This is a genomic window from Polaromonas sp. YR568, from assembly GCF_943369415.1.
Taxonomy (GTDB): Bacteria; Pseudomonadota; Gammaproteobacteria; order Burkholderiales; family Burkholderiaceae_C; genus Polaromonas.
Genome location: NZ_CALRNF020000008.1, coordinates 70,580 through 86,520, shown reverse-complemented (window position 1 = coordinate 86,520; position 15,941 = coordinate 70,580). Strand labels below are relative to the sequence as shown.

The window sequence follows — 15,941 nt, the reverse complement described above, 5'->3', positions numbered from 1 at the left end:
TTTTACTCGCCGGCCGTCAGCCGCCGCGGCGTGATTTCCACCGAACCCAGCGCGGTGCTCATCCACACCGTGCCGTCCTGCACCGTGACTTGCAGCTGCATGCTGCGCTCGGCGAGTTTGGCCAGCGCCTGGCTTTCGGCCGCGTCTATCTGCCAGACCACGAGGTTGGCGGCGCGCGTAAGCTTTGTTTCGATGTTCTTCCACCACACCGGCGTGCTGCTGGCGAAGCTGTAGACGCTGACGCGTTCGGCCCGGCCCGCGGCTTTCATCAGGCGCTTGTCGTCGGGCTGGCCCACGTCTATCCAGTGCAGGATCTGCTCGGTGTAGTCCTTGTGCCAGAGCGCGGCCTCGTCCACATCCCACAAATCCTTGGCGAATTCCAGGTTGCCTTTTTTGTCGTCGGCCGGCACGTTGAGCGCGAAGGCCAGCAGGCGGATCATCATGCGTTCATCGGCTTCCGACGGGTGACGCGCAATCGTCACGCTGTGGTCGGCGTAGATGTTGCGGTCCATGTCGGACAGGGCCAATTGCGCTTTGTAGATAGTGGCTTTAAGTGCCATAGGGTGTCCGGGACCTAATGTCGTTGTAAAGGCTGTATTGGAACAGAGCGGGCCAAGGTAACCCCGGCCGAGCGGGATTTGGGCTCTCTGGCTATAGTCAGCCGACCATGATCTCCCTCTCCGTCCTCGACCAATCCGTCGCCGTCACCGGCCGCACGGAAGACGCCTCCATCCGTGAAACCCTGCAACTGGCCCGCCACTGCGAAGCGCTGGGCTACCGCCGTTTCTGGGTCAGCGAACACCACAGCCATCCCAGCATCGTCGGCTCGGCGCCCGAGGTGCTGATGGCCGCGATCGCCGCGACCACCAGCCGCATCCGCGTGGGCAGCGCCGGCGTGATGCTGCCGCACTATGCGGCGCTCAAGGTCGCCGAGCAGTTCCGCGTGCTCGAAGCCATCGCGCCGGGCCGCATAGACCTGGGCGTGGGGCGGGCCCCAGGATCGGACATGCGCACGGCGCGGCTGCTCAGCAGCGACCCGCGCCAATCGGCCGAAAACTTTCCGATCCAGGTGCGCGAGCTGCAGGCCTGGCTGGCCGGCATAGACCTGCCAGAAGGCCACCCGGGCCGCGGCGTGACGGCCAACCCCACGGGCCCCACCACGCCCGAAATGTGGATGCTGGGCAGCTCCGACTACGGCGCGCAGCTGGCTGCGCACTACGGCCTGCCGTATGCATTCGCTTACTTCATCACCGACGGGCAGGGCGCCGAGCAGGCGCTGGAGCTGTACCGCGCCAATTACCGCCCCAGCCCGCGCCACCCTGAGCCCCAAGCCGTGCTCTGCGCCTGGGCGCTGGCGGCCGATACCGAGGGCGAGGCCTGGCACCATTTCTCGGGCCGCGAACGCTGGAAGATGGACCGCAACCGCGGCGCGCTGGCGGCCTTGCCCTCGCCCGAAGAGGTGGCGCAGCGCCCCTACACGCCGGCCGAGCAGGTGGAGGTCGCCAAGCTCCGGGCCAATGCGCTGGTCGGCAGCGGCCCGCAGGTGGCCGCCAAATTGCGGATGCTGGCGAATACACTCGAGGTTGAAGAGCTGGTGGTGATCACCTGGGCGCACGACCCGGTGGCCCGCCGGCGCTCTTACGAACTGCTGGCCCGCGAGTTTTTCTGAATTTCAGAAACAGCGCGCGATGAACAACACACTTTGAGACAAGGAAACAATCCATGACCACGCCCTCCGCACGGCCGCTTTTCAGCGCCACCATCGCCGGCAGCCTGCCCAAACCCGCCTGGCTCTCCGAAACCAACAAGCTCTGGCCCCAGTGGAAGGCCGAAGGCGAGGAACTCAAGCAGGCCAAGGCCGACGCCACGCTGCTGTGGATCAAGGCGCAGGAAGATGCGGGCCTGGACGTGATCGGCGACGGCGAGCAGTCGCGCCAGCATTTTGTGCACGGCTTCCTGGAGCAGGTCGAGGGCATTGACTTCGAGCACAAGGTCAAGATGGGCATACGCAACAACCGCTACGACGCCATGGTGCCGCAGGTGGTGTCGGCGCTCAAGCTCAAGGGCCGCGTGCATGCGGCCGAGGCGCGGCTGCTGCGCGCGCACACCGACAGAAAAATCAAGTTCACCCTGCCCGGGCCGATGACGATTGTCGACACCGTGGCCGACCAGTTCTACGGCGACAAGGTGAAGATGGCCATGGCCTTTGCCGAACTGCTGAACGAGGAAGCGCTGGCCCTGCAGGCAGACGGCGTGGACATCATCCAGTTCGACGAGCCGGCTTTCAACGTCTACATGAAGGAAGCCGCCGACTGGGGCGTGAGGGCGCTGGAGCGCGCGGCGCAGGACCTGACCTGCACGACGGCGGTTCACATCTGCTACGGCTACGGCATCAAGGCCAACACCGACTGGAAGGCCTCGCTGGGCGAGGAATGGCGGCAGTATGAAACCGTGTTTCCGGCGCTGGCCAAAAGCACCATACGCCAGGTCAGCCTGGAGTGCTACCACTCGCACGTGCCGCCGCACCTGATGGCGCTGCTCGAAGGCAAGGACGTGATGGTCGGCGTGATCGACGTGGCCAGCGACGAGATTGAAACGCCCGAGCAAGTGGCCGACACCATAGGCAAGGCGCTGCAATACGTGCCCAAGAACCGCCTGCTGCCCTGCACCAATTGCGGCCTGGCCCCCATGGACCGCGAAGTGGCGCTCAAGAAATTGCAGGCGCTGGCCCAGGGTGCGGCGCTGGCGCGCGAACGCTACAAATAAGGCCTACCCGGCGTTGAGCAGCGCCAGGCACAGCCGCTCCATCTGGCGTGCCCATTCGATGCGCTCGGCGTCGCCAAGGCCTATCAGCAGGCCGTAGCGGCGCCCGCCCCAGACGGCCAGGTGCATGGCCTGGATCGCGTCCGCTGAGGGCCGCCGTGGCAGGTCGCTGCAGGCGTCAAACACCCGCGTCCAGGCGACCAGCAATTCCTCGTGCACACGCCTGTGGTGTTTGCCCTCGGCAATGCCGGCTTCCAGCGCCAGCATGCCGGCGTCAAACCAGGGCAGCTCGGGCGTGTCGGCGCCGCAGGCCAGGCGGACCAGCGTGCGTAGCCTCTGCTCCGCGCTGAGCCCGGGCGGCGTGATCGCCTGTTCTTCGATCGCCCGCAGCAGTTGCTCCATGCAGTGCCGCACATAGCCGGACAGCAGCGCGGCCTTGTTGGGGAAGTAGTCGTACAGCGTGCCGACCGCCACGCCGGTCTCCAGCGCCACCGCGCGCGTGCTCACGCCGTCCCAGCCGTCCCGCCGCCAAATCCGAACAAAGGCGTCGTAAATCGCCTGCACGGTGAACGCCGCGCGCGCCTGCGTCGGGCGTTTCAGGGGTTTGGCGGCCGGCAGTTTTCCGAACCCGGGAGGAGGGGAGCGGCTATACATTGGTCATCACTCGCCAATCAATTTGCCAAAGAAGGAAAGAGACACCATGAACAACCCGGTACTGCTGACGCGGCTGCTCACGCGCAAAAATGCATTGAATCACACGCGGGTGGACCAGCAGCATCCCGCAGGCGACACGCCGGGCGAGGCCGTGCTGAAAATCCGGCGCGTAGCGGTCACCACCAACAACATCACCTACGCGGCCTTTGGCGACGCCATGCAGTACTGGGATTTCTTCCCGACCGGCGAGGCCGGCTGGGGCCACATGCCGGTGTGGGGCTTTGCCGACGTGGAAAGCTCCAGCGTGCCGGGCGTGGAAGTGGGCGAACGCTTTTACGGTTATTTCCCGCTCGCCAGCCATTTGCGCGTGCGGCCCGAGCGCGTGACGGAGCGCGGTTTTTACGACGGCGCCGCGCACCGCAAGGCCCTGACCTCGGCCTACAACCAGTACATGCGCTGCAGCGCCGACGCGGCCTACCGTCCCGAAGACGAGAACTACCAGATGCTGGTGCGCCCGCTGTTCATCACGTCTTTCATGCTGGCGGATTTTTTGCAGGACAACGCTTTCTTCGGCGCGCAGCAGCTGGTGTTCTCCAGCGCATCGAGCAAGACCGCCTACGGCACGGCGTTTTGCCTGGAAGCGTTTCCCCAGGTCAAACGCGTCGCGTTGACCTCGGCGCGCAACAAGGCGTTTGTCGACGCGCTGGGCTGCTACGGCGAAGTTGTCGCTTATGAGGAATTGCCGAAGCTGGACCGTAGCAAGCCTACGTTGTACGTTGATTTTTCGGGTGACGAAGGGCTGCGCATCGCGGTGCACACGCACTTCGGCGACTCGCTGGTCTATGACTGCTATGCGGGTTCGGCGCAGAACACGCAGTTCCTGCGGCCGCTGGACATGCCAGGCCCGAAACCTGAGTTTTACTTCGCGCCGGTACAGATTAAAAAGCGCAACGCCGACTGGGGCCATGCGGTGGTCAACCAGCGCTTCAACGAAGCGCAGCTGGCTTTTATCCGCCGCGTCAGCGATGCCGGCCGGCCCTGGATGCAGCTGCGCGAGCACCGCGGGTTTGAAGCGGCTCAGGCGCTGATCGACGACATGCACGGCGGGCGCATCGACCCGCTACAGGGGCATGTGGTGGTGCTGGACTGAATACAGGGCGCTGGTGTACGCTGGCGGCATGAGCCACGACCCCACGCTTCCTCACCATCCCCACGACCACGATCATTCCCATGGTCAGGGCCAGGCCGATCCGCCCTGGAAGCACGACGGCGTGCGCGTGATCGCGGGCAACCAGCTCGACAGCAACACCGCGCAGACACCCGGCATGGACAGGCGCGCCGCCATCAACTTCGCGCGCGTCGGCGCGCAGAAGCTGTGGGCCGGCACCGTCACCATCCATGCCGACGCCAAGACCGGCGCGCATCACCACGGCCACCTGGAAAGCGTGATCTACGTGATACGCGGCAGGGCCCGCATGCGCTGGGGCGACCACCTTGAGTTCACCGCCGAAGCCGGGCCGGGCGATTTCATCTATGTGCCGCCCTATGTGCCGCACCAGGAAATCAACGCCAGCCCGACCGAGGTGCTGGAGTGCGTGTTGTGCCGCAGCGACGGCGAGGCGGTGGCCGTCAACCTGGACATCGATCCTGTCGAAAAACCCGACACGGTGCTCTGGGTAGACCCGACCCACCCCCACGGAGGCGTGTAAACCCTCGGTGAAGGCCTTGTCAGGGCCGGATAAAGGCGGCCAGATGTGCGTATAAACGCACGCTTTCAAGGGGACGCGGAAAGTTTTCCTTACGAATGTCACCTCGTCCTACAGCATGTATCAAGCGGCGTGGTTACAACTGGGACTCACACAGAAGGAGTCCATCATGGATACCAACAACCAGGTCACCAACGCCCCAGTTTCCCAGCCGGGGCAACCGGGATTTTCCCAACGCATGCAGCACAGCAAGGCGCTCGTCGCCATTGTTGCCGTGCTCGGCGTCACCGTCATGGCGCTGGCCGCCGCGCTGGTCGTCAACCGCTCCGACGCGCAACCGGGTGCGTCGGCCAACCTCAATGAACCCGCACAGGTTTCCAAGCTTGCAGCGGACACCACCACCAAACCCGTAGCCGCCAAGCCGCGCCCCGCCCCTGTGGTGGTGGCGCAAGCGACGCCGCGCGCCAATGTCTGCGCCGCCTGCGGCACGGTGGAAGCCGTGACACCGGTGCAGCGCCAAGGCCAGGTCAACGGCGTTGCCGTCGGCAACACCACCATAGGCCTGGGCACCGTGGCCGGCGGTGTGGTCGGCGGCCTGCTGGGCAACCAGGTGGGCGGCGGCAACGGCAAGACGGCCATGACCGTGCTGGGTGCGGCCGGTGGCGCCTTTGCCGGCAACCAGATCGAAAAGAACATGAAGAAGGTCACCGTCTATGAAGTGCGCGTGCGCATGGACGACGGCTCGGTGCGCAACATGGAAGTGTCCAGCGCCGTGGCCGTGGGCGCCAAGGTGATTGTCGAAGGCAAGAACCTCCGGCTTGCTTAAATAGAGCCCCCACGCTCCCCACTTGCGTGTGGTTCGCTGCCCCCCGAGGGGGTGCTGCGCCTGCGGCCCGGCAAAGCCGGTTCCGCGGCCCCTGCTGGTGAAGAAGGGGCCAACGCCACCTCACCAAAATACCGATGCCCGTCATCGGTATTTTTTTGACCACCTGCCGCCGCATCGCGCGCCGGCGGTGAAAATAACCCCCAAGCAGGCAGGGCTCCCGCCCTTGCGCGTAGCATGGGCCCCTTGCCAGCCTGATCCGACTCCGAACCCGCATCCGCAGAAAGACATTCCCATGAAAGCCATCTGGAACGGCGCAGTGATTGCGCAAAGCGACGACACCGTGGTGGTGGAGGGCAACCACTACTTCCCCGAAAGCGCGCTCAACCGCGACTACGTCACCTTCAGCAACCACCACACCATGTGCTCCTGGAAAGGGCAGGCCAGCTATTACTCGCTGCTGGTCAACGGCGAGATGAACACCGACGCCGCCTGGTACTACCCCGATCCCAAGCCTGAAGCCGACAACATCAAGGGCCACATCGCTTTCTGGAAGGGCGTCAAGATCGAGCCCTGAGGCCGGTCGTGAAAGCCAGGCACGGCCTCAGGCCGGATGGTCGCTTGAAGAGGCCGGGTTTACCCTTTGTTTTCCGTCATTTGCCTGGAAAATGGCCAATGTAATATGTATACTTATTAAAAATAACCCTTCCGGTCATTGCCAATAAGGAGACTCCATGACGCTTCCCGCACCCGATTCCGCACTCGTCGAAAAACTCGTGATTGCCAACCGCATCCTCTACGCCCAGGGTGTGGTGGACGGTTTCGGCCATGTGAGCGTGCGCCATGACAAGTCGCCCGACCATTTCCTGCTGTCGTGCAACCGCGCGCCCGGCCTGGTCAAAAAAGCCGACATCCTCACCTACGACCTGAACGGCGACCTGGTGGAGCCGTCGACCCTGCGCTCCTACCTCGAGCGTTTCATCCACGGCGAAATCTACCGCGCGCGCCCCGACGTCATGGCCGTGGTGCACAGCCATTCGCCCAGCGTGATTCCTTTCGGCGTGACGGGCCAGCGCCTGCGCCCCATCTTCCACATGAGCGGTTTCCTGGGCAGCGGCTCGTCGCTGTATGAAATCCGCGAAGGCAACGGCAACACCGACCTGCTGATCCGCGACATGGGCCTGGGCAAGGACCTGGCCAAGGCGCTGGGCCAGCACACCTGCGTGCTGATGCGCGGCCACGGCTCGACCGTGGTGGCGCCGTCCCTGGAGCGCGCGGTCTACCGTGCCGTCTACGCCGAGGAAAACGCCAAGCTGCAGCTCACCGCCAACGCGCTGGGCCCCATCGAATTCCTGACGCCCGAAGAAGCCGACAAGGCCATGAACACCAACGAAGGCCAGGTCATGCGGCCCTGGGAGTTGTGGAGCCGGGCCATCGGGACTGTCGAATAATCCTCTCACCTCTTGTCAACACGAAAAGGCAAACCATGAAATTCCCCAGACTGCTGGCGCTCGCCGCCGTGATGTCCCTGAGCTGCCTGGGCGCTACCCAGGCGCTGGCGCAAGACTACCCCTCGCGCGCCGTGCGCCTCATCGTGCCCTACGGCACGGGCGGCGGATCGGACATCCTGGCGCGCCAGATCGGCGCGCGCCTGCAGGCCATGTGGGGCCAGGGCGTTGCGGTGGACAATCGCGCGGGCGCCTCCGGCAACATCGGCACCGAGGCCGTGGTGCACGCGCAGCCTGACGGCTACACGCTGCTGCTGCAGAACAGCACTATGGTGGTCAACCCGGCCGTCAACGGCAAGCTCAACTACGACCCCGAAAAAGACCTGACGCCCATCATGCTGCTGGGCCTCACGCCGATCGCGCTGGTCTCGCACCAGAGCACCAACATCAAGACGCTCAAGGAACTGGTCGCCTATTCCAAGGCCAACCCGAACGCGCTGAACTACGGTTCCTGCGGCGTGGGCACGCCCCAGCATTTCGTGATGGAACTGGTCAAGCAGAAGTCCGGCGTCGCCGCTACAAACGTGGGCTACAAGGGCTGCGCCCCGGCGCTGACCGACGTGGTCGGCGGCCAGGTGCAACTGGCGATCCTGAGCGCCAACCTTGCCGCGCCCCACCTGAAGACCGGCAAGCTCAACGCCATCGGCGTGTCGACCGCCACGCGCTACCAGCTGATGCCGCAGGTGCCGACGTTTGAAGAGCAGGGCCTCAAGCCGCTGGATTTTTCCATCTGGTACGCGCTCATGGGCCCGGCCAAGATGAAGCCTGAAGTGGTCGCCAAGATTTACGCCGACGTGCAAAAGGTACTGGCCGAACCTGCCGTGAAAGAAAACCTTTCGGGCGCCGGTGTCGAGCCGCTGTCCGGCAATGGCGCGGCACTGACCAAGCTGATCAAGACCGACCTCGTGCGCTACGCGCAGCTGGCCAAATCGGCCAACATCAAGGCTGAATAAAGCCTTTCCAAGCCGCACGCGTGCCTCGCCGCGCGTGCCGGCCGGTTTCGGCGCCTTGTCTGACGGCTGCGGGAACCACCATGATTTATAAATGATGCAAGGCAGGCTCTCATCGAGCCGGCCATGGCAGGCACGCGCCGGCACCCGCCGGCATTGACCCTTGAGGGTCGGTTGCCTGAGAATCTGTCCAGCGCTTCAAGGAGATTCCGTCATGTACAAGCACATTCTGGTTCCCGTGGACGGCTCGGAGACCTCGCAAAAGGCCATAGGCAATGCGCTGGCCGTTGCACAGGCCTTCAAGACGGAAGTGACGGTCATCTACGTCATAGACCCTTATGCTTTTACCGGGGTGGGCACCGACTTCGCCTACGGCCAGGCCGAATACCTGAGCGCCGCCACCGCCGAGGCCAACCTGGCCATCAAGGCCGCCAAGCAGGCTTTCGAAGGCATAGGCATCACCGCGACCGGCTCGGTCGTCGAAGGCCACGCGATTTACCGCGGCATCCTGGACACCGCCGAGTCCATCAACGCCGACCTCATCGTCATGGGATCGCACGGCCGGCGCGGGCTGGAAAAGCTGGTGCTGGGCAGCGTCACGGCCCAGGTGCTGTCGCATGCCCACTTGCCGGTGCTGGTGGTCAGGGACTAATCTGCCGGTTTTCCCCGCGGAATTCTCGCGGCGGACCGGCCACACAAGGAGCTTTCCATGGACTTGCTGAATCACGACCTGGCGCATGAGTTTCCGGAGTACCTGCCCAAGATGCGCAGCCTGAAGGGCTCCGACCCGCACTTCGCCAGCCTCTTTGCCCAGTACGACGCCGACAACCACGCCATCGCCCGCTACGAACAGGGCGTGGGCGCCATCACCGACGAGGCGCTGGAAGACCTGAAGAAACGGCGGCTCAAGGTCAAGGACGAGATCTACCAGATCCTCAAGAAATCCTGATCCATCCCATCCGCCGGAGTTCCGCGGGAGGTTTTTCATCAAACTGCCATGTGAGTCCGGTACGCTGGAGGGTGACCGGTTTTCGGTTTTTGCGGGAGAAACCCTTGGATTCAAGCGACGAAGAATTGATGCGGCGTATCCGCAATGACCTGATCGACAGCTACGACGAAGAGCTGGAGATGGAACTCGAAGACCGCAGCGTCGCCGAACTGACCGGCGAAGACGATGGCCGCAACCCGCAGGACGTGCTCAAGGACAAGGAATACCGCCGCCAGTATTTCCGCGAGCTGTTCCGCCTGCAGGCCGAACTGGTGAAGCTGCAGGACTGGGTGGTCGCCACCGGCCACAAGGTCGTTATTTTGTTTGAAGGGCGCGATGCCGCCGGCAAGGGCGGCGTCATCAAGCGCATCACCCAGCGCCTGAACCCGCGCGTGTGCCGTGTGGCGGCGCTGCCGGCGCCCAACGACCGTGAACGCACCCAGTGGTACTTCCAGCGTTACATCTCGCACCTGCCGGCGGCCGGCGAGATCGTGCTGTTCGACCGCAGCTGGTACAACCGCGCCGGCGTGGAGCGCGTCATGGGCTTTTGCACCGACGAGCAGTACGAGGAATTTTTCCGTACCGTTCCCGAGTTTGAAAAGATGCTGGGCCGCTCGGGCATACAGCTCATCAAATACTGGTTCTCCATCTCCGACGAAGAGCAGCACTTGCGCTTCCTGGGCCGCATCCACGACCCGCTCAAGCAGTGGAAGCTCAGCCCCATGGACCTGGAGTCCCGCCGGCGCTGGGAGGAATACACCAAGGCCAAGGAAATCATGCTGGAGCGCACGCACATCCCCGAAGCGCCGTGGTGGGTGGTGCAGGCGGTCGACAAGAAGAAAGCGCGCCTGAACTGCATACACCACCTGCTGCAGCAAATGCCCTACCAGGAAACCGAACACCCGGCCATCGTGCTGCCGGAACGGGTGCGCCACGAGGATTACGTGCGCAATCCTGTTCCGCAGGACATCGTCGTTCCTGAGGTTTACTAACACCCCCGTCCAGGCTCACTTCGTGTAGCCTGTTCCCCCCTTGCAGGGGGCGGCGCCTGGGGCCGGCGAAGCCGGACCCTCGGCCCCTGCTGGTCGTTGTTAATCCCGCACGTCTGCGACCGGGTTGGCTCCAAAATCTGGCCGTGCCAGGAAAGCGATGATGCGTGCCGCCGCATCGTCCGGCGAGGTTAACGAGCCGCCCGTCTTCAGGCCCACAAACGAGGCCTTGTCGGGAAAGGCCTCGGCCGGCGCCGCACGCAGTTGCTCCTGCATGCCGGTGTCGATCACGCCGGGTGCGAGCGAGCAGACCTTGGCGCCCTGGGGCTTCAAAGCCTCGTCCAGCGCCAGGCTGCGCGTGAAGTGGTCCATGCCGGCTTTGGCGGCGCAATAGGCGGCCTGTGAGGCCATGGCCTTGCGGCCCAGTCCCGAGGAAATATTGAGCACCTTGCGCGGCGCTTTCCAGCCCTCCGTGGCGCGCAGGAAGGCGGCGGTGACCTGCATGGGCGCCTCCAGGCCGACGCGCAGCGCGCGGGCCAGGTCGTCCGCCGCAATCTCGCTCAGCGGGGCGATCTGCGGGATCACGCCCGCGTTGTTGATCAGCGTGGCGCTGGCCCAGGGGGCCTCAGCCTGCGAATCCTTGAGCCAGCCTTCGAGCTTGCCGTTCAAGGAGCCGCTGTCCGCCAGGTCGTGCGCCCATTGCAGAACCGTGGCGCCCACATGCCTGGCATGCGCGTCCAGTTCAGGCACTGAAGTGCGGGAGATGCAAAGCACCGTGTGGCCGGCGCTGAGCAGTTGGCGCGCCATGGACAAGCCCATGCCGCGCGATGCGCCTGTGAGGAGTGTGAGGTGTTTCATGGCCCCATGGTAGCGCCGGCGCGACCGTGGCGCTTGCGGCCTTAAAAGTCGGGGCTGCTTTCAAATGACAGTGGCTCGCCGCTCGCCGGGTGCTTGAATTGCAAAGCCGCGGCATGCAGCAGCAGCCGCGGCGACTTCGCCTGCACCTCAGCGGGCGCGTACAGCGCATCGCCCAGGATGGGATGGCCCAGCGCTTGCAGGTGCACACGCAGCTGGTGCGAGCGGCCGGTGACGGGTTCGAGTTCCACCCGCGTGGTGTTCGCCGCCGCATCAAAGGCCAGCACGCGCCAGCGGGTCTGGCTGGGCTTGCCGCGTTCGGCATCGATGATGCGCAGCGGCCGGCGCGGCCAGTCCACGATGATGGGCAGGTCAATCAGGCTCCAGGCCTGTACGTCGGCGGGCGAGGGCAGGCGCCCCTCCACCACGGCCACATAACGTTTGCCGACCTCGCGGCTTTCGAAGGAATGGCTCAGCGCCCGCTGCATGGCCGCGCCGCGCGCCATGAGCATCAGGCCCGAGGTCGCCTGGTCCAGCCGGTGCACCACCAGTGCGTCGGGCCAGGCCGCCTGCACGCGCGCGCTCAGGCAGTCCTGTTTGTCTTCGCCGCGCCCGGGCACCGCGAGCAGGCCCGCGGGCTTGTCCAGCACCAGCAGGCTGAGGTCCGCATGCACTAAGCCAAAACCATGGGCCGCGGCGCCATTACCTGGGAGGTCATTGTTCCGCGGCGCACTGGCCTTCATGATTCAGTCATCAACAAAGTTTTAAACCAAGGAGAAAAAACCATGACTGACGCAGGTGCCATTGCCATTGCATGTGGATTGATCATCGGCCTGGGCGCCATAGGCGCCTGCCTGGGCATAGGCGCGATGGGCGGGCGCTTCCTGGAAGGGGCCGTGCGCCAGCCCGAAATGATGGAGCCGCTGCAGGTCAAGATGTTTTTGCTGGCCGGGCTGATCGATGCCAACTTCCTGATCGGGGTGGGCATCGCCATGATGCTCTTGTTTGCCAACCCGTTATAGGGCGCATTAAGGACGCGGCTTGGGCGGCGGGAAATTGTGCACCGGCGGGCTGCCGCGTTTGACTTCGCGCAGCATGAAGAGATACAGGCTTTCGACCTTCTCGCGCGCCCAGGGCGTCTTGCGCAAAAACTTCAGGCTGGACGGCACGCTGGGTTCGCTGGTGAAGCAGCGGATGTTGATGCGCTGCCCCAGTTCTTCCCAGCCGTAGTGCTCCGCCAGGGCCGTGACAATGGCTTCCAGGGTGACGCCGTGCAGCGGATTACCCGGCTGAGCCGTAGCGGCAGCCGGGGTGTTCGCAGACGGGTCGCCCGTGCCGGCCATCAAGGCTTATTTGTTCTTCAGCTTGCCGCGCAGCGGCACCTGGGTCACGACGGTCGGGCGCACCGCGTCGGGCGACACCGTCTTGGGCGGCGAGGTGTCCTTCTTGGGTTTCTTGACCATCTTGTTGTTCTGCTGACCTTTTGCCATGGTTTTCTCCTGTGGATTGATAAAGGGGGATGCCTGATTATCAGTGCAACTTGATGCGCGGGCGATAGGTGCGGTCCAGCATTTCAGACAAGGTGATCAGCGCGGTTTTCTTGAAGCCGCCCAGCGCCAGCTGGTGCTGCTTGTGCAGGCCCCAGTACATCATCTTGGCCAGCTGGCCCTCAATGAAAAAACTGCCCTTGGTGAGGCTTCCCATCAGGCTGCCTACCGAGGAATACTCGGACAGCGAGACCAGCGAGCCCTGGTCCTTGAACACAAAGGGCGCGACCGGCTTGCCGGCGATCAGCTCGGGCAGCGAACGCGCCAGGTACATGGCCTGCTGGTAGGCGGCCTGCGCGCGCGGCGGCACCCAGGTGCCGTCGGGCTGCTGGCAGGCGGCGCAGTCGCCGAAGGCGTAAATGCTCGCGTCGCGCGTCGTCTGCAGGTTGCCGTTGACCAGCAGCTGGTTGAGCTTGCTGGTCTCCAGCACCTCGCCGCCTTCGGGCGTGCCGCCCAGCGTGCGTAAAAAATCCGCCGCTTTCACGCCGGCGGCCCACACCGTGATGCTGGACGAGACCACCTTGCCGCTGGCCATCTTCAGGCCGTCGGCGGTGACTTCGACCACTTTTTCATTGGTGTGCACCTCGATGGCCAGCTTGCGCAGCTCCCGCATGGCCGATTCGCTCAGGCGCTCGGGCAACTGGGCCAGCAGGCGCGGCGAGGCTTCCACCAGCACGATCTGCAGGTCTTTCTCGGGGTGGATGTGGTCGAAGCCGTAGTTGGCCAGCACGCGCGCCGCGGCGTGCAGCTCGGCGGCCAGCTCGACGCCGGTGGCGCCGCCGCCCACGATGGCCACCGTCAGGCGCCCGCTACCGGCCATGCGCGGCACGGTCTGCGCGCGTATGCAGGCGTTGATCAGCCGGTCGTTAAAGCGCTTGGCCGCCTGCGGGCTGTCCAGCTTGATGGTGTGCTCGGCCGCGCCGGGCGTGCCGAAATCGTTGGTCTGGCTGCCCACGGCGATCACCAGCGTGTCGTAGCCCAGTTGCTGGGCCGGCGTGATCTCGCGGCCGGCCTCGTCGTGGCTGGCGGCCAGCTGCACCGTCTTGTTCTGCCGGTCCACGCCGGTGAGGCTGCCCAGGCGGAACTTGAAATGGTTCCAGCGCGCCTGCGCCAGGTACTCGATTTCCTCGGCGTGCGTGTCAAAGCTGCCGGCGGCCAACTGGTGCAGCAGCGGCTTCCAGACATGGGTGCGGGCGGCGTCGACCAGGGTGATTTCGGCCAGGCCTTTTTTGCCCAGGCGCTTGCCCAGCTGCGTAGCCAGCGCCAGCCCTCCGGCGCCTCCTCCAACGATGACGATACGATGCATAAACGACCTCCTGGGTGTGTTGCTGTTGTTATGCCGCCATGTTAACTGGCGGATTCAGGACAGGGCCAGCCAGCCGACCCCCGCGCCAAGCAGAACGCACAGCGGCGAATACAGCCGGCTGTCCATGCGCGCGAATGTCGAGCCCTTGACCCGCTTGAAAAATCCCACCAGCCGGAAGTCGCCCACGGCGCGCGCAAAAAGGGCCAGTGCCACCGCGCCCAATGCCAGCCGCAAGGCGGCATGCTGCGCCGACACGCCGAACAAGCCGCCGCGCAGGGCAACAAGCAGGGCCACACCCAGCAGCGCCGCCGCGACGGCCAGCGTGGCCGCGGGGGAGGGGGTGAAGGCATTGCGCTGCGCCGGCTCGCCGGGCTGGCGCTGCCCGGGCGGCACAGGCAGTTGCGGCAGCGTGGCCTGCAGGCCAAGGCGCCCGCCCAGCGCCCAGTACACATGCATCAGGCCGAGCAGGGCGAAGACGGCGCTGAGGCAACAAGCCAGCGATGAAAACGGTGTCATGGGCAACTCCTGAATCTTCCATGTTAACGGCGGGTCCGCGCGCCAATACCCCAGCGGGCACCGCGTTGACACGGCACTGTTAAGCTTGGCGCCCGCATGTCGACTCACACGTTTAAAGAACTTACCCACCAGCGCGCCTACATGCGCATGTGGTTCGCCCGGATTTTCGGCACCACAGGCAACCAGATGCTGATGGTGGCGGTGGGCTGGCAGATGTACGACCTGACGGGCAGCGCCTGGGACCTGGGCCTGGTGGGGCTGTACCAGTTCATGCCGGCGCTGCTGCTCACGCTGGTGGCGGGGCATGTGGCGGACCGCGTGCACCGCGGCCGCATCATCGCCGCCTGCCTGGTCACCCAGGCCACGGTGGCGATGATCCTGGTGGCGGCCACGCAGGGCTGGGGCGCGTCCCACAGCTGGGCCTCGCGCGAGCTGCTGCTGGCGGTGTCGGTCATGCTGGGCGTGGCCCGCGCTTTCCAGATGCCCGCGCAGCAGGCGCTCACCCCGGTGCTGGTGCCGCCGGCCATGCTGCCGCGCGCCATGGCCTTCAGCTCGGCCGGCATGCAGGCGGCCGTGATAGGCGGGCCGGCGCTGGGCGGCGTGATTTTTGTGGCCGGCGCCACCGCCGTGTATGCCACCTGCGCTTTCCTGTTCGCCACCGGCTGCGTGCTGATCGCGGTGCTGCGCTACGACCACGCGCCGCCGCCGCGCGAGCCCGTGACCTTGCGCACGCTGCTGGCCGGCGTGGAATTCGTCTGGCAGCGCAAAGCCCTGCTGGGCGCCGTGTCGCTGGACCTGTTTGCCGTGCTGCTGGGCGGCGCCACGGCGCTGCTGCCCATGTTCGCCAAAGACATCCTGCACGTCGGGCCCTGGGGCCTGGGCCTGCTGCGCGGCGCGCCGGCGGCCGGCGCCTTGCTGATGTCGGCGGTGCTCACGCGCTGGCCGCTGGAGCGCCGCGTCGGGCCGACCATGCTGGCGGCGGTGGCGCTCTACGGTGTCTGCATGGTGGTGTTCGGCCTGTCGACCAGCTTTGTGCTGTCGCTCATCGTGCTGGCCATTTCGGGCGGCGCCGACATGGTCAGCGTGGTGGTGCGCCAGACCCTGGTGCAGATCGAGACCCCCAACGAGATGCGCGGCCGCGTCAGCGCCGTGAATTCGGTGTTCATTGGTGCTTCCAACCAGCTTGGCGAGTTTGAGTCGGGGGCCACGGCGGCGCTGCTGGGGCCGGTGGGCTCGGTCGTGGCCGGGGGCGTGGGCACGCTGCTGGTGGCCGCAGCGTGGTTCAAGATGTTCCCCTCCTTGTCCCGCCGCGACCGCATGGTGACCAAATAGCCGC

General features: G+C 65.3%; 21 protein-coding genes. 13 read left to right on the top strand and 8 right to left on the bottom strand.

Annotation, left to right across the window (positions count from 1 at the left end):
- Positions 1-2: 2 nt before the first annotated feature.
- A complete protein-coding gene (locus ACLV74_RS07640) occupies positions 3-560 on the bottom strand; it encodes a YaeQ family protein (RefSeq protein ID WP_411878773.1) in 558 nt (185 codons plus the stop codon).
- A 107-nt stretch (positions 561-667) separates the two neighbouring features.
- Here ACLV74_RS07640 and ACLV74_RS07635 point away from each other — a divergent pair, with 107 nt between their 5' ends.
- Complete coding sequence (locus ACLV74_RS07635; protein WP_411878772.1) at positions 668-1,669, top strand: LLM class flavin-dependent oxidoreductase; 1,002 nt, start codon at positions 668-670, stop codon at positions 1,667-1,669.
- A 53-nt stretch (positions 1,670-1,722) separates the two neighbouring features.
- Complete coding sequence (locus ACLV74_RS07630; RefSeq protein WP_411878771.1) at positions 1,723-2,766, top strand: methionine synthase; 1,044 nt, start codon at positions 1,723-1,725, stop codon at positions 2,764-2,766.
- 3 nt (positions 2,767-2,769) lie between these two features.
- Here ACLV74_RS07630 and ACLV74_RS07625 read toward each other — a convergent pair whose 3' ends face one another.
- Positions 2,770-3,417 carry a TetR/AcrR family transcriptional regulator gene (locus ACLV74_RS07625; protein ID WP_411878770.1) on the bottom strand — a complete coding sequence of 216 codons (648 nt, stop codon included), beginning with the start codon at positions 3,415-3,417 and terminating at the stop codon, positions 2,770-2,772.
- A gap of 46 nt (positions 3,418-3,463) precedes the next feature.
- Between ACLV74_RS07625 and ACLV74_RS07620 the strand changes: the two genes are divergently transcribed.
- From ACLV74_RS07620 to ppk2, 9 genes are all read left to right on the top strand, one after another.
- Positions 3,464-4,567: a DUF2855 family protein gene (locus ACLV74_RS07620; RefSeq protein WP_411878769.1), complete on the top strand. Its 1,104-nt coding sequence runs from the start codon at positions 3,464-3,466 to the stop codon at positions 4,565-4,567.
- Between the two features lie 28 nt (positions 4,568-4,595).
- Positions 4,596-5,126, top strand: a complete 531-nt coding sequence (locus ACLV74_RS07615) for a cupin domain-containing protein (protein WP_411878768.1) — start codon at positions 4,596-4,598, stop codon at positions 5,124-5,126.
- Positions 5,127-5,292: 166 nt separating this feature from the next.
- Positions 5,293-5,949: a glycine zipper 2TM domain-containing protein gene (locus ACLV74_RS07610; RefSeq protein WP_411878767.1), complete on the top strand. Its 657-nt coding sequence runs from the start codon at positions 5,293-5,295 to the stop codon at positions 5,947-5,949.
- 292 nt (positions 5,950-6,241) lie between these two features.
- Complete coding sequence (locus ACLV74_RS07605; protein ID WP_348047097.1) at positions 6,242-6,523, top strand: DUF427 domain-containing protein; 282 nt, start codon at positions 6,242-6,244, stop codon at positions 6,521-6,523.
- 157 nt (positions 6,524-6,680) lie between these two features.
- Positions 6,681-7,397 (top strand): class II aldolase/adducin family protein, encoded by a 717-nt coding sequence (locus tag ACLV74_RS07600; RefSeq protein ID WP_411878766.1) that lies wholly within the window; start codon positions 6,681-6,683, stop codon positions 7,395-7,397.
- A gap of 35 nt (positions 7,398-7,432) precedes the next feature.
- Positions 7,433-8,407 carry a Bug family tripartite tricarboxylate transporter substrate binding protein gene (locus ACLV74_RS07595; RefSeq protein WP_411878765.1) on the top strand — a complete coding sequence of 325 codons (975 nt, stop codon included), beginning with the start codon at positions 7,433-7,435 and terminating at the stop codon, positions 8,405-8,407.
- A gap of 211 nt (positions 8,408-8,618) precedes the next feature.
- Positions 8,619-9,056 (top strand): universal stress protein, encoded by a 438-nt coding sequence (locus ACLV74_RS07590; RefSeq protein ID WP_411878764.1) that lies wholly within the window; start codon positions 8,619-8,621, stop codon positions 9,054-9,056.
- 57 nt (positions 9,057-9,113) lie between these two features.
- A complete protein-coding gene (locus tag ACLV74_RS07585; protein WP_411878763.1) occupies positions 9,114-9,353 on the top strand; it encodes a YdcH family protein in 240 nt (79 codons plus the stop codon).
- A gap of 128 nt (positions 9,354-9,481) precedes the next feature.
- Positions 9,482-10,384, top strand: a complete 903-nt coding sequence (ppk2, locus tag ACLV74_RS07580) for a polyphosphate kinase 2 (protein WP_411878821.1) — start codon at positions 9,482-9,484, stop codon at positions 10,382-10,384.
- A gap of 99 nt (positions 10,385-10,483) precedes the next feature.
- Here ppk2 and ACLV74_RS07575 read toward each other — a convergent pair whose 3' ends face one another.
- On the bottom strand, positions 10,484-11,239 hold the full coding sequence (locus ACLV74_RS07575) for an SDR family NAD(P)-dependent oxidoreductase (RefSeq protein WP_411878762.1): 756 nt from the start codon (positions 11,237-11,239) through the stop codon (positions 10,484-10,486).
- 41 nt (positions 11,240-11,280) lie between these two features.
- Positions 11,281-11,979, bottom strand: a complete 699-nt coding sequence (locus tag ACLV74_RS07570) for an RluA family pseudouridine synthase (RefSeq protein WP_411878761.1) — start codon at positions 11,977-11,979, stop codon at positions 11,281-11,283.
- Positions 11,980-12,021: 42 nt separating this feature from the next.
- Between ACLV74_RS07570 and atpE the strand changes: the two genes are divergently transcribed.
- Complete coding sequence (atpE, locus tag ACLV74_RS07565; RefSeq protein WP_007868318.1) at positions 12,022-12,258, top strand: F0F1 ATP synthase subunit C; 237 nt, start codon at positions 12,022-12,024, stop codon at positions 12,256-12,258.
- 6 nt (positions 12,259-12,264) lie between these two features.
- Here the strand turns inward: atpE and ACLV74_RS07560 are convergent, their stop codons facing one another.
- The 4 genes from ACLV74_RS07560 to ACLV74_RS07545 are packed head-to-tail and all read right to left on the bottom strand — an operon-like array spanning position 12,265 to position 14,605.
- A complete protein-coding gene (locus tag ACLV74_RS07560; RefSeq protein WP_411878820.1) occupies positions 12,265-12,579 on the bottom strand; it encodes a VF530 family DNA-binding protein in 315 nt (104 codons plus the stop codon).
- Between the two features lie 6 nt (positions 12,580-12,585).
- Positions 12,586-12,726, bottom strand: coding sequence for a hypothetical protein (locus ACLV74_RS07555; protein ID WP_411878760.1), 141 nt, complete (start codon positions 12,724-12,726; stop codon positions 12,586-12,588).
- 40 nt (positions 12,727-12,766) lie between these two features.
- Entirely contained in the window at positions 12,767-14,089 is a 1,323-nt protein-coding gene (locus ACLV74_RS07550) for an NAD(P)/FAD-dependent oxidoreductase (RefSeq protein ID WP_411878759.1), read from the bottom strand.
- Positions 14,090-14,143: 54 nt separating this feature from the next.
- Complete coding sequence (locus ACLV74_RS07545) at positions 14,144-14,605, bottom strand: DUF3995 domain-containing protein (protein WP_411878758.1); 462 nt, start codon at positions 14,603-14,605, stop codon at positions 14,144-14,146.
- Between the two features lie 96 nt (positions 14,606-14,701).
- Here ACLV74_RS07545 and ACLV74_RS07540 point away from each other — a divergent pair, with 96 nt between their 5' ends.
- The gene (locus ACLV74_RS07540) at positions 14,702-15,937 is read left to right on the top strand and encodes an MFS transporter (protein WP_411878757.1); all 1,236 of its coding nucleotides are present in this window, start codon (positions 14,702-14,704) and stop codon (positions 15,935-15,937) included.
- Positions 15,938-15,941: the final 4 nt, after the last annotated feature.

Bases quoted from the DNA above. Each gene is read 5' to 3' on its own strand.
- ACLV74_RS07635 (WP_411878772.1), top strand. From the start codon at position 668: ATGATCTCCCTCTCCGTCCTCGACCAATCCGTCGCCGTCACCGGCCGC.
- ACLV74_RS07560 (WP_411878820.1), bottom strand. From the start codon at position 12,579: ATGGCCGGCACGGGCGACCCGTCTGCGAACACCCCGGCTGCCGCTACG.
- ACLV74_RS07575 (WP_411878762.1), bottom strand. From the start codon at position 11,239: ATGAAACACCTCACACTCCTCACAGGCGCATCGCGCGGCATGGGCTTG.
- ACLV74_RS07615 (WP_411878768.1), top strand. From the start codon at position 4,596: ATGAGCCACGACCCCACGCTTCCTCACCATCCCCACGACCACGATCAT.
- ACLV74_RS07595 (WP_411878765.1), top strand. From the start codon at position 7,433: ATGAAATTCCCCAGACTGCTGGCGCTCGCCGCCGTGATGTCCCTGAGC.
- ACLV74_RS07620 (WP_411878769.1), top strand. From the start codon at position 3,464: ATGAACAACCCGGTACTGCTGACGCGGCTGCTCACGCGCAAAAATGCA.
- ACLV74_RS07570 (WP_411878761.1), bottom strand. From the start codon at position 11,979: ATGAAGGCCAGTGCGCCGCGGAACAATGACCTCCCAGGTAATGGCGCC.
- ACLV74_RS07585 (WP_411878763.1), top strand. From the start codon at position 9,114: ATGGACTTGCTGAATCACGACCTGGCGCATGAGTTTCCGGAGTACCTG.
- ACLV74_RS07630 (WP_411878771.1), top strand. From the start codon at position 1,723: ATGACCACGCCCTCCGCACGGCCGCTTTTCAGCGCCACCATCGCCGGC.
- ACLV74_RS07540 (WP_411878757.1), top strand. From the start codon at position 14,702: ATGTCGACTCACACGTTTAAAGAACTTACCCACCAGCGCGCCTACATG.
- ppk2 (WP_411878821.1), top strand. From the start codon at position 9,482: ATGCGGCGTATCCGCAATGACCTGATCGACAGCTACGACGAAGAGCTG.
- ACLV74_RS07600 (WP_411878766.1), top strand. From the start codon at position 6,681: ATGACGCTTCCCGCACCCGATTCCGCACTCGTCGAAAAACTCGTGATT.
- ACLV74_RS07640 (WP_411878773.1), bottom strand. From the start codon at position 560: ATGGCACTTAAAGCCACTATCTACAAAGCGCAATTGGCCCTGTCCGAC.
- ACLV74_RS07610 (WP_411878767.1), top strand. From the start codon at position 5,293: ATGGATACCAACAACCAGGTCACCAACGCCCCAGTTTCCCAGCCGGGG.
- atpE (WP_007868318.1), top strand. From the start codon at position 12,022: ATGACTGACGCAGGTGCCATTGCCATTGCATGTGGATTGATCATCGGC.
- ACLV74_RS07555 (WP_411878760.1), bottom strand. From the start codon at position 12,726: ATGGCAAAAGGTCAGCAGAACAACAAGATGGTCAAGAAACCCAAGAAG.
- ACLV74_RS07550 (WP_411878759.1), bottom strand. From the start codon at position 14,089: ATGCATCGTATCGTCATCGTTGGAGGAGGCGCCGGAGGGCTGGCGCTG.
- ACLV74_RS07605 (WP_348047097.1), top strand. From the start codon at position 6,242: ATGAAAGCCATCTGGAACGGCGCAGTGATTGCGCAAAGCGACGACACC.
- ACLV74_RS07590 (WP_411878764.1), top strand. From the start codon at position 8,619: ATGTACAAGCACATTCTGGTTCCCGTGGACGGCTCGGAGACCTCGCAA.
- ACLV74_RS07545 (WP_411878758.1), bottom strand. From the start codon at position 14,605: ATGACACCGTTTTCATCGCTGGCTTGTTGCCTCAGCGCCGTCTTCGCC.
- ACLV74_RS07625 (WP_411878770.1), bottom strand. From the start codon at position 3,417: ATGTATAGCCGCTCCCCTCCTCCCGGGTTCGGAAAACTGCCGGCCGCC.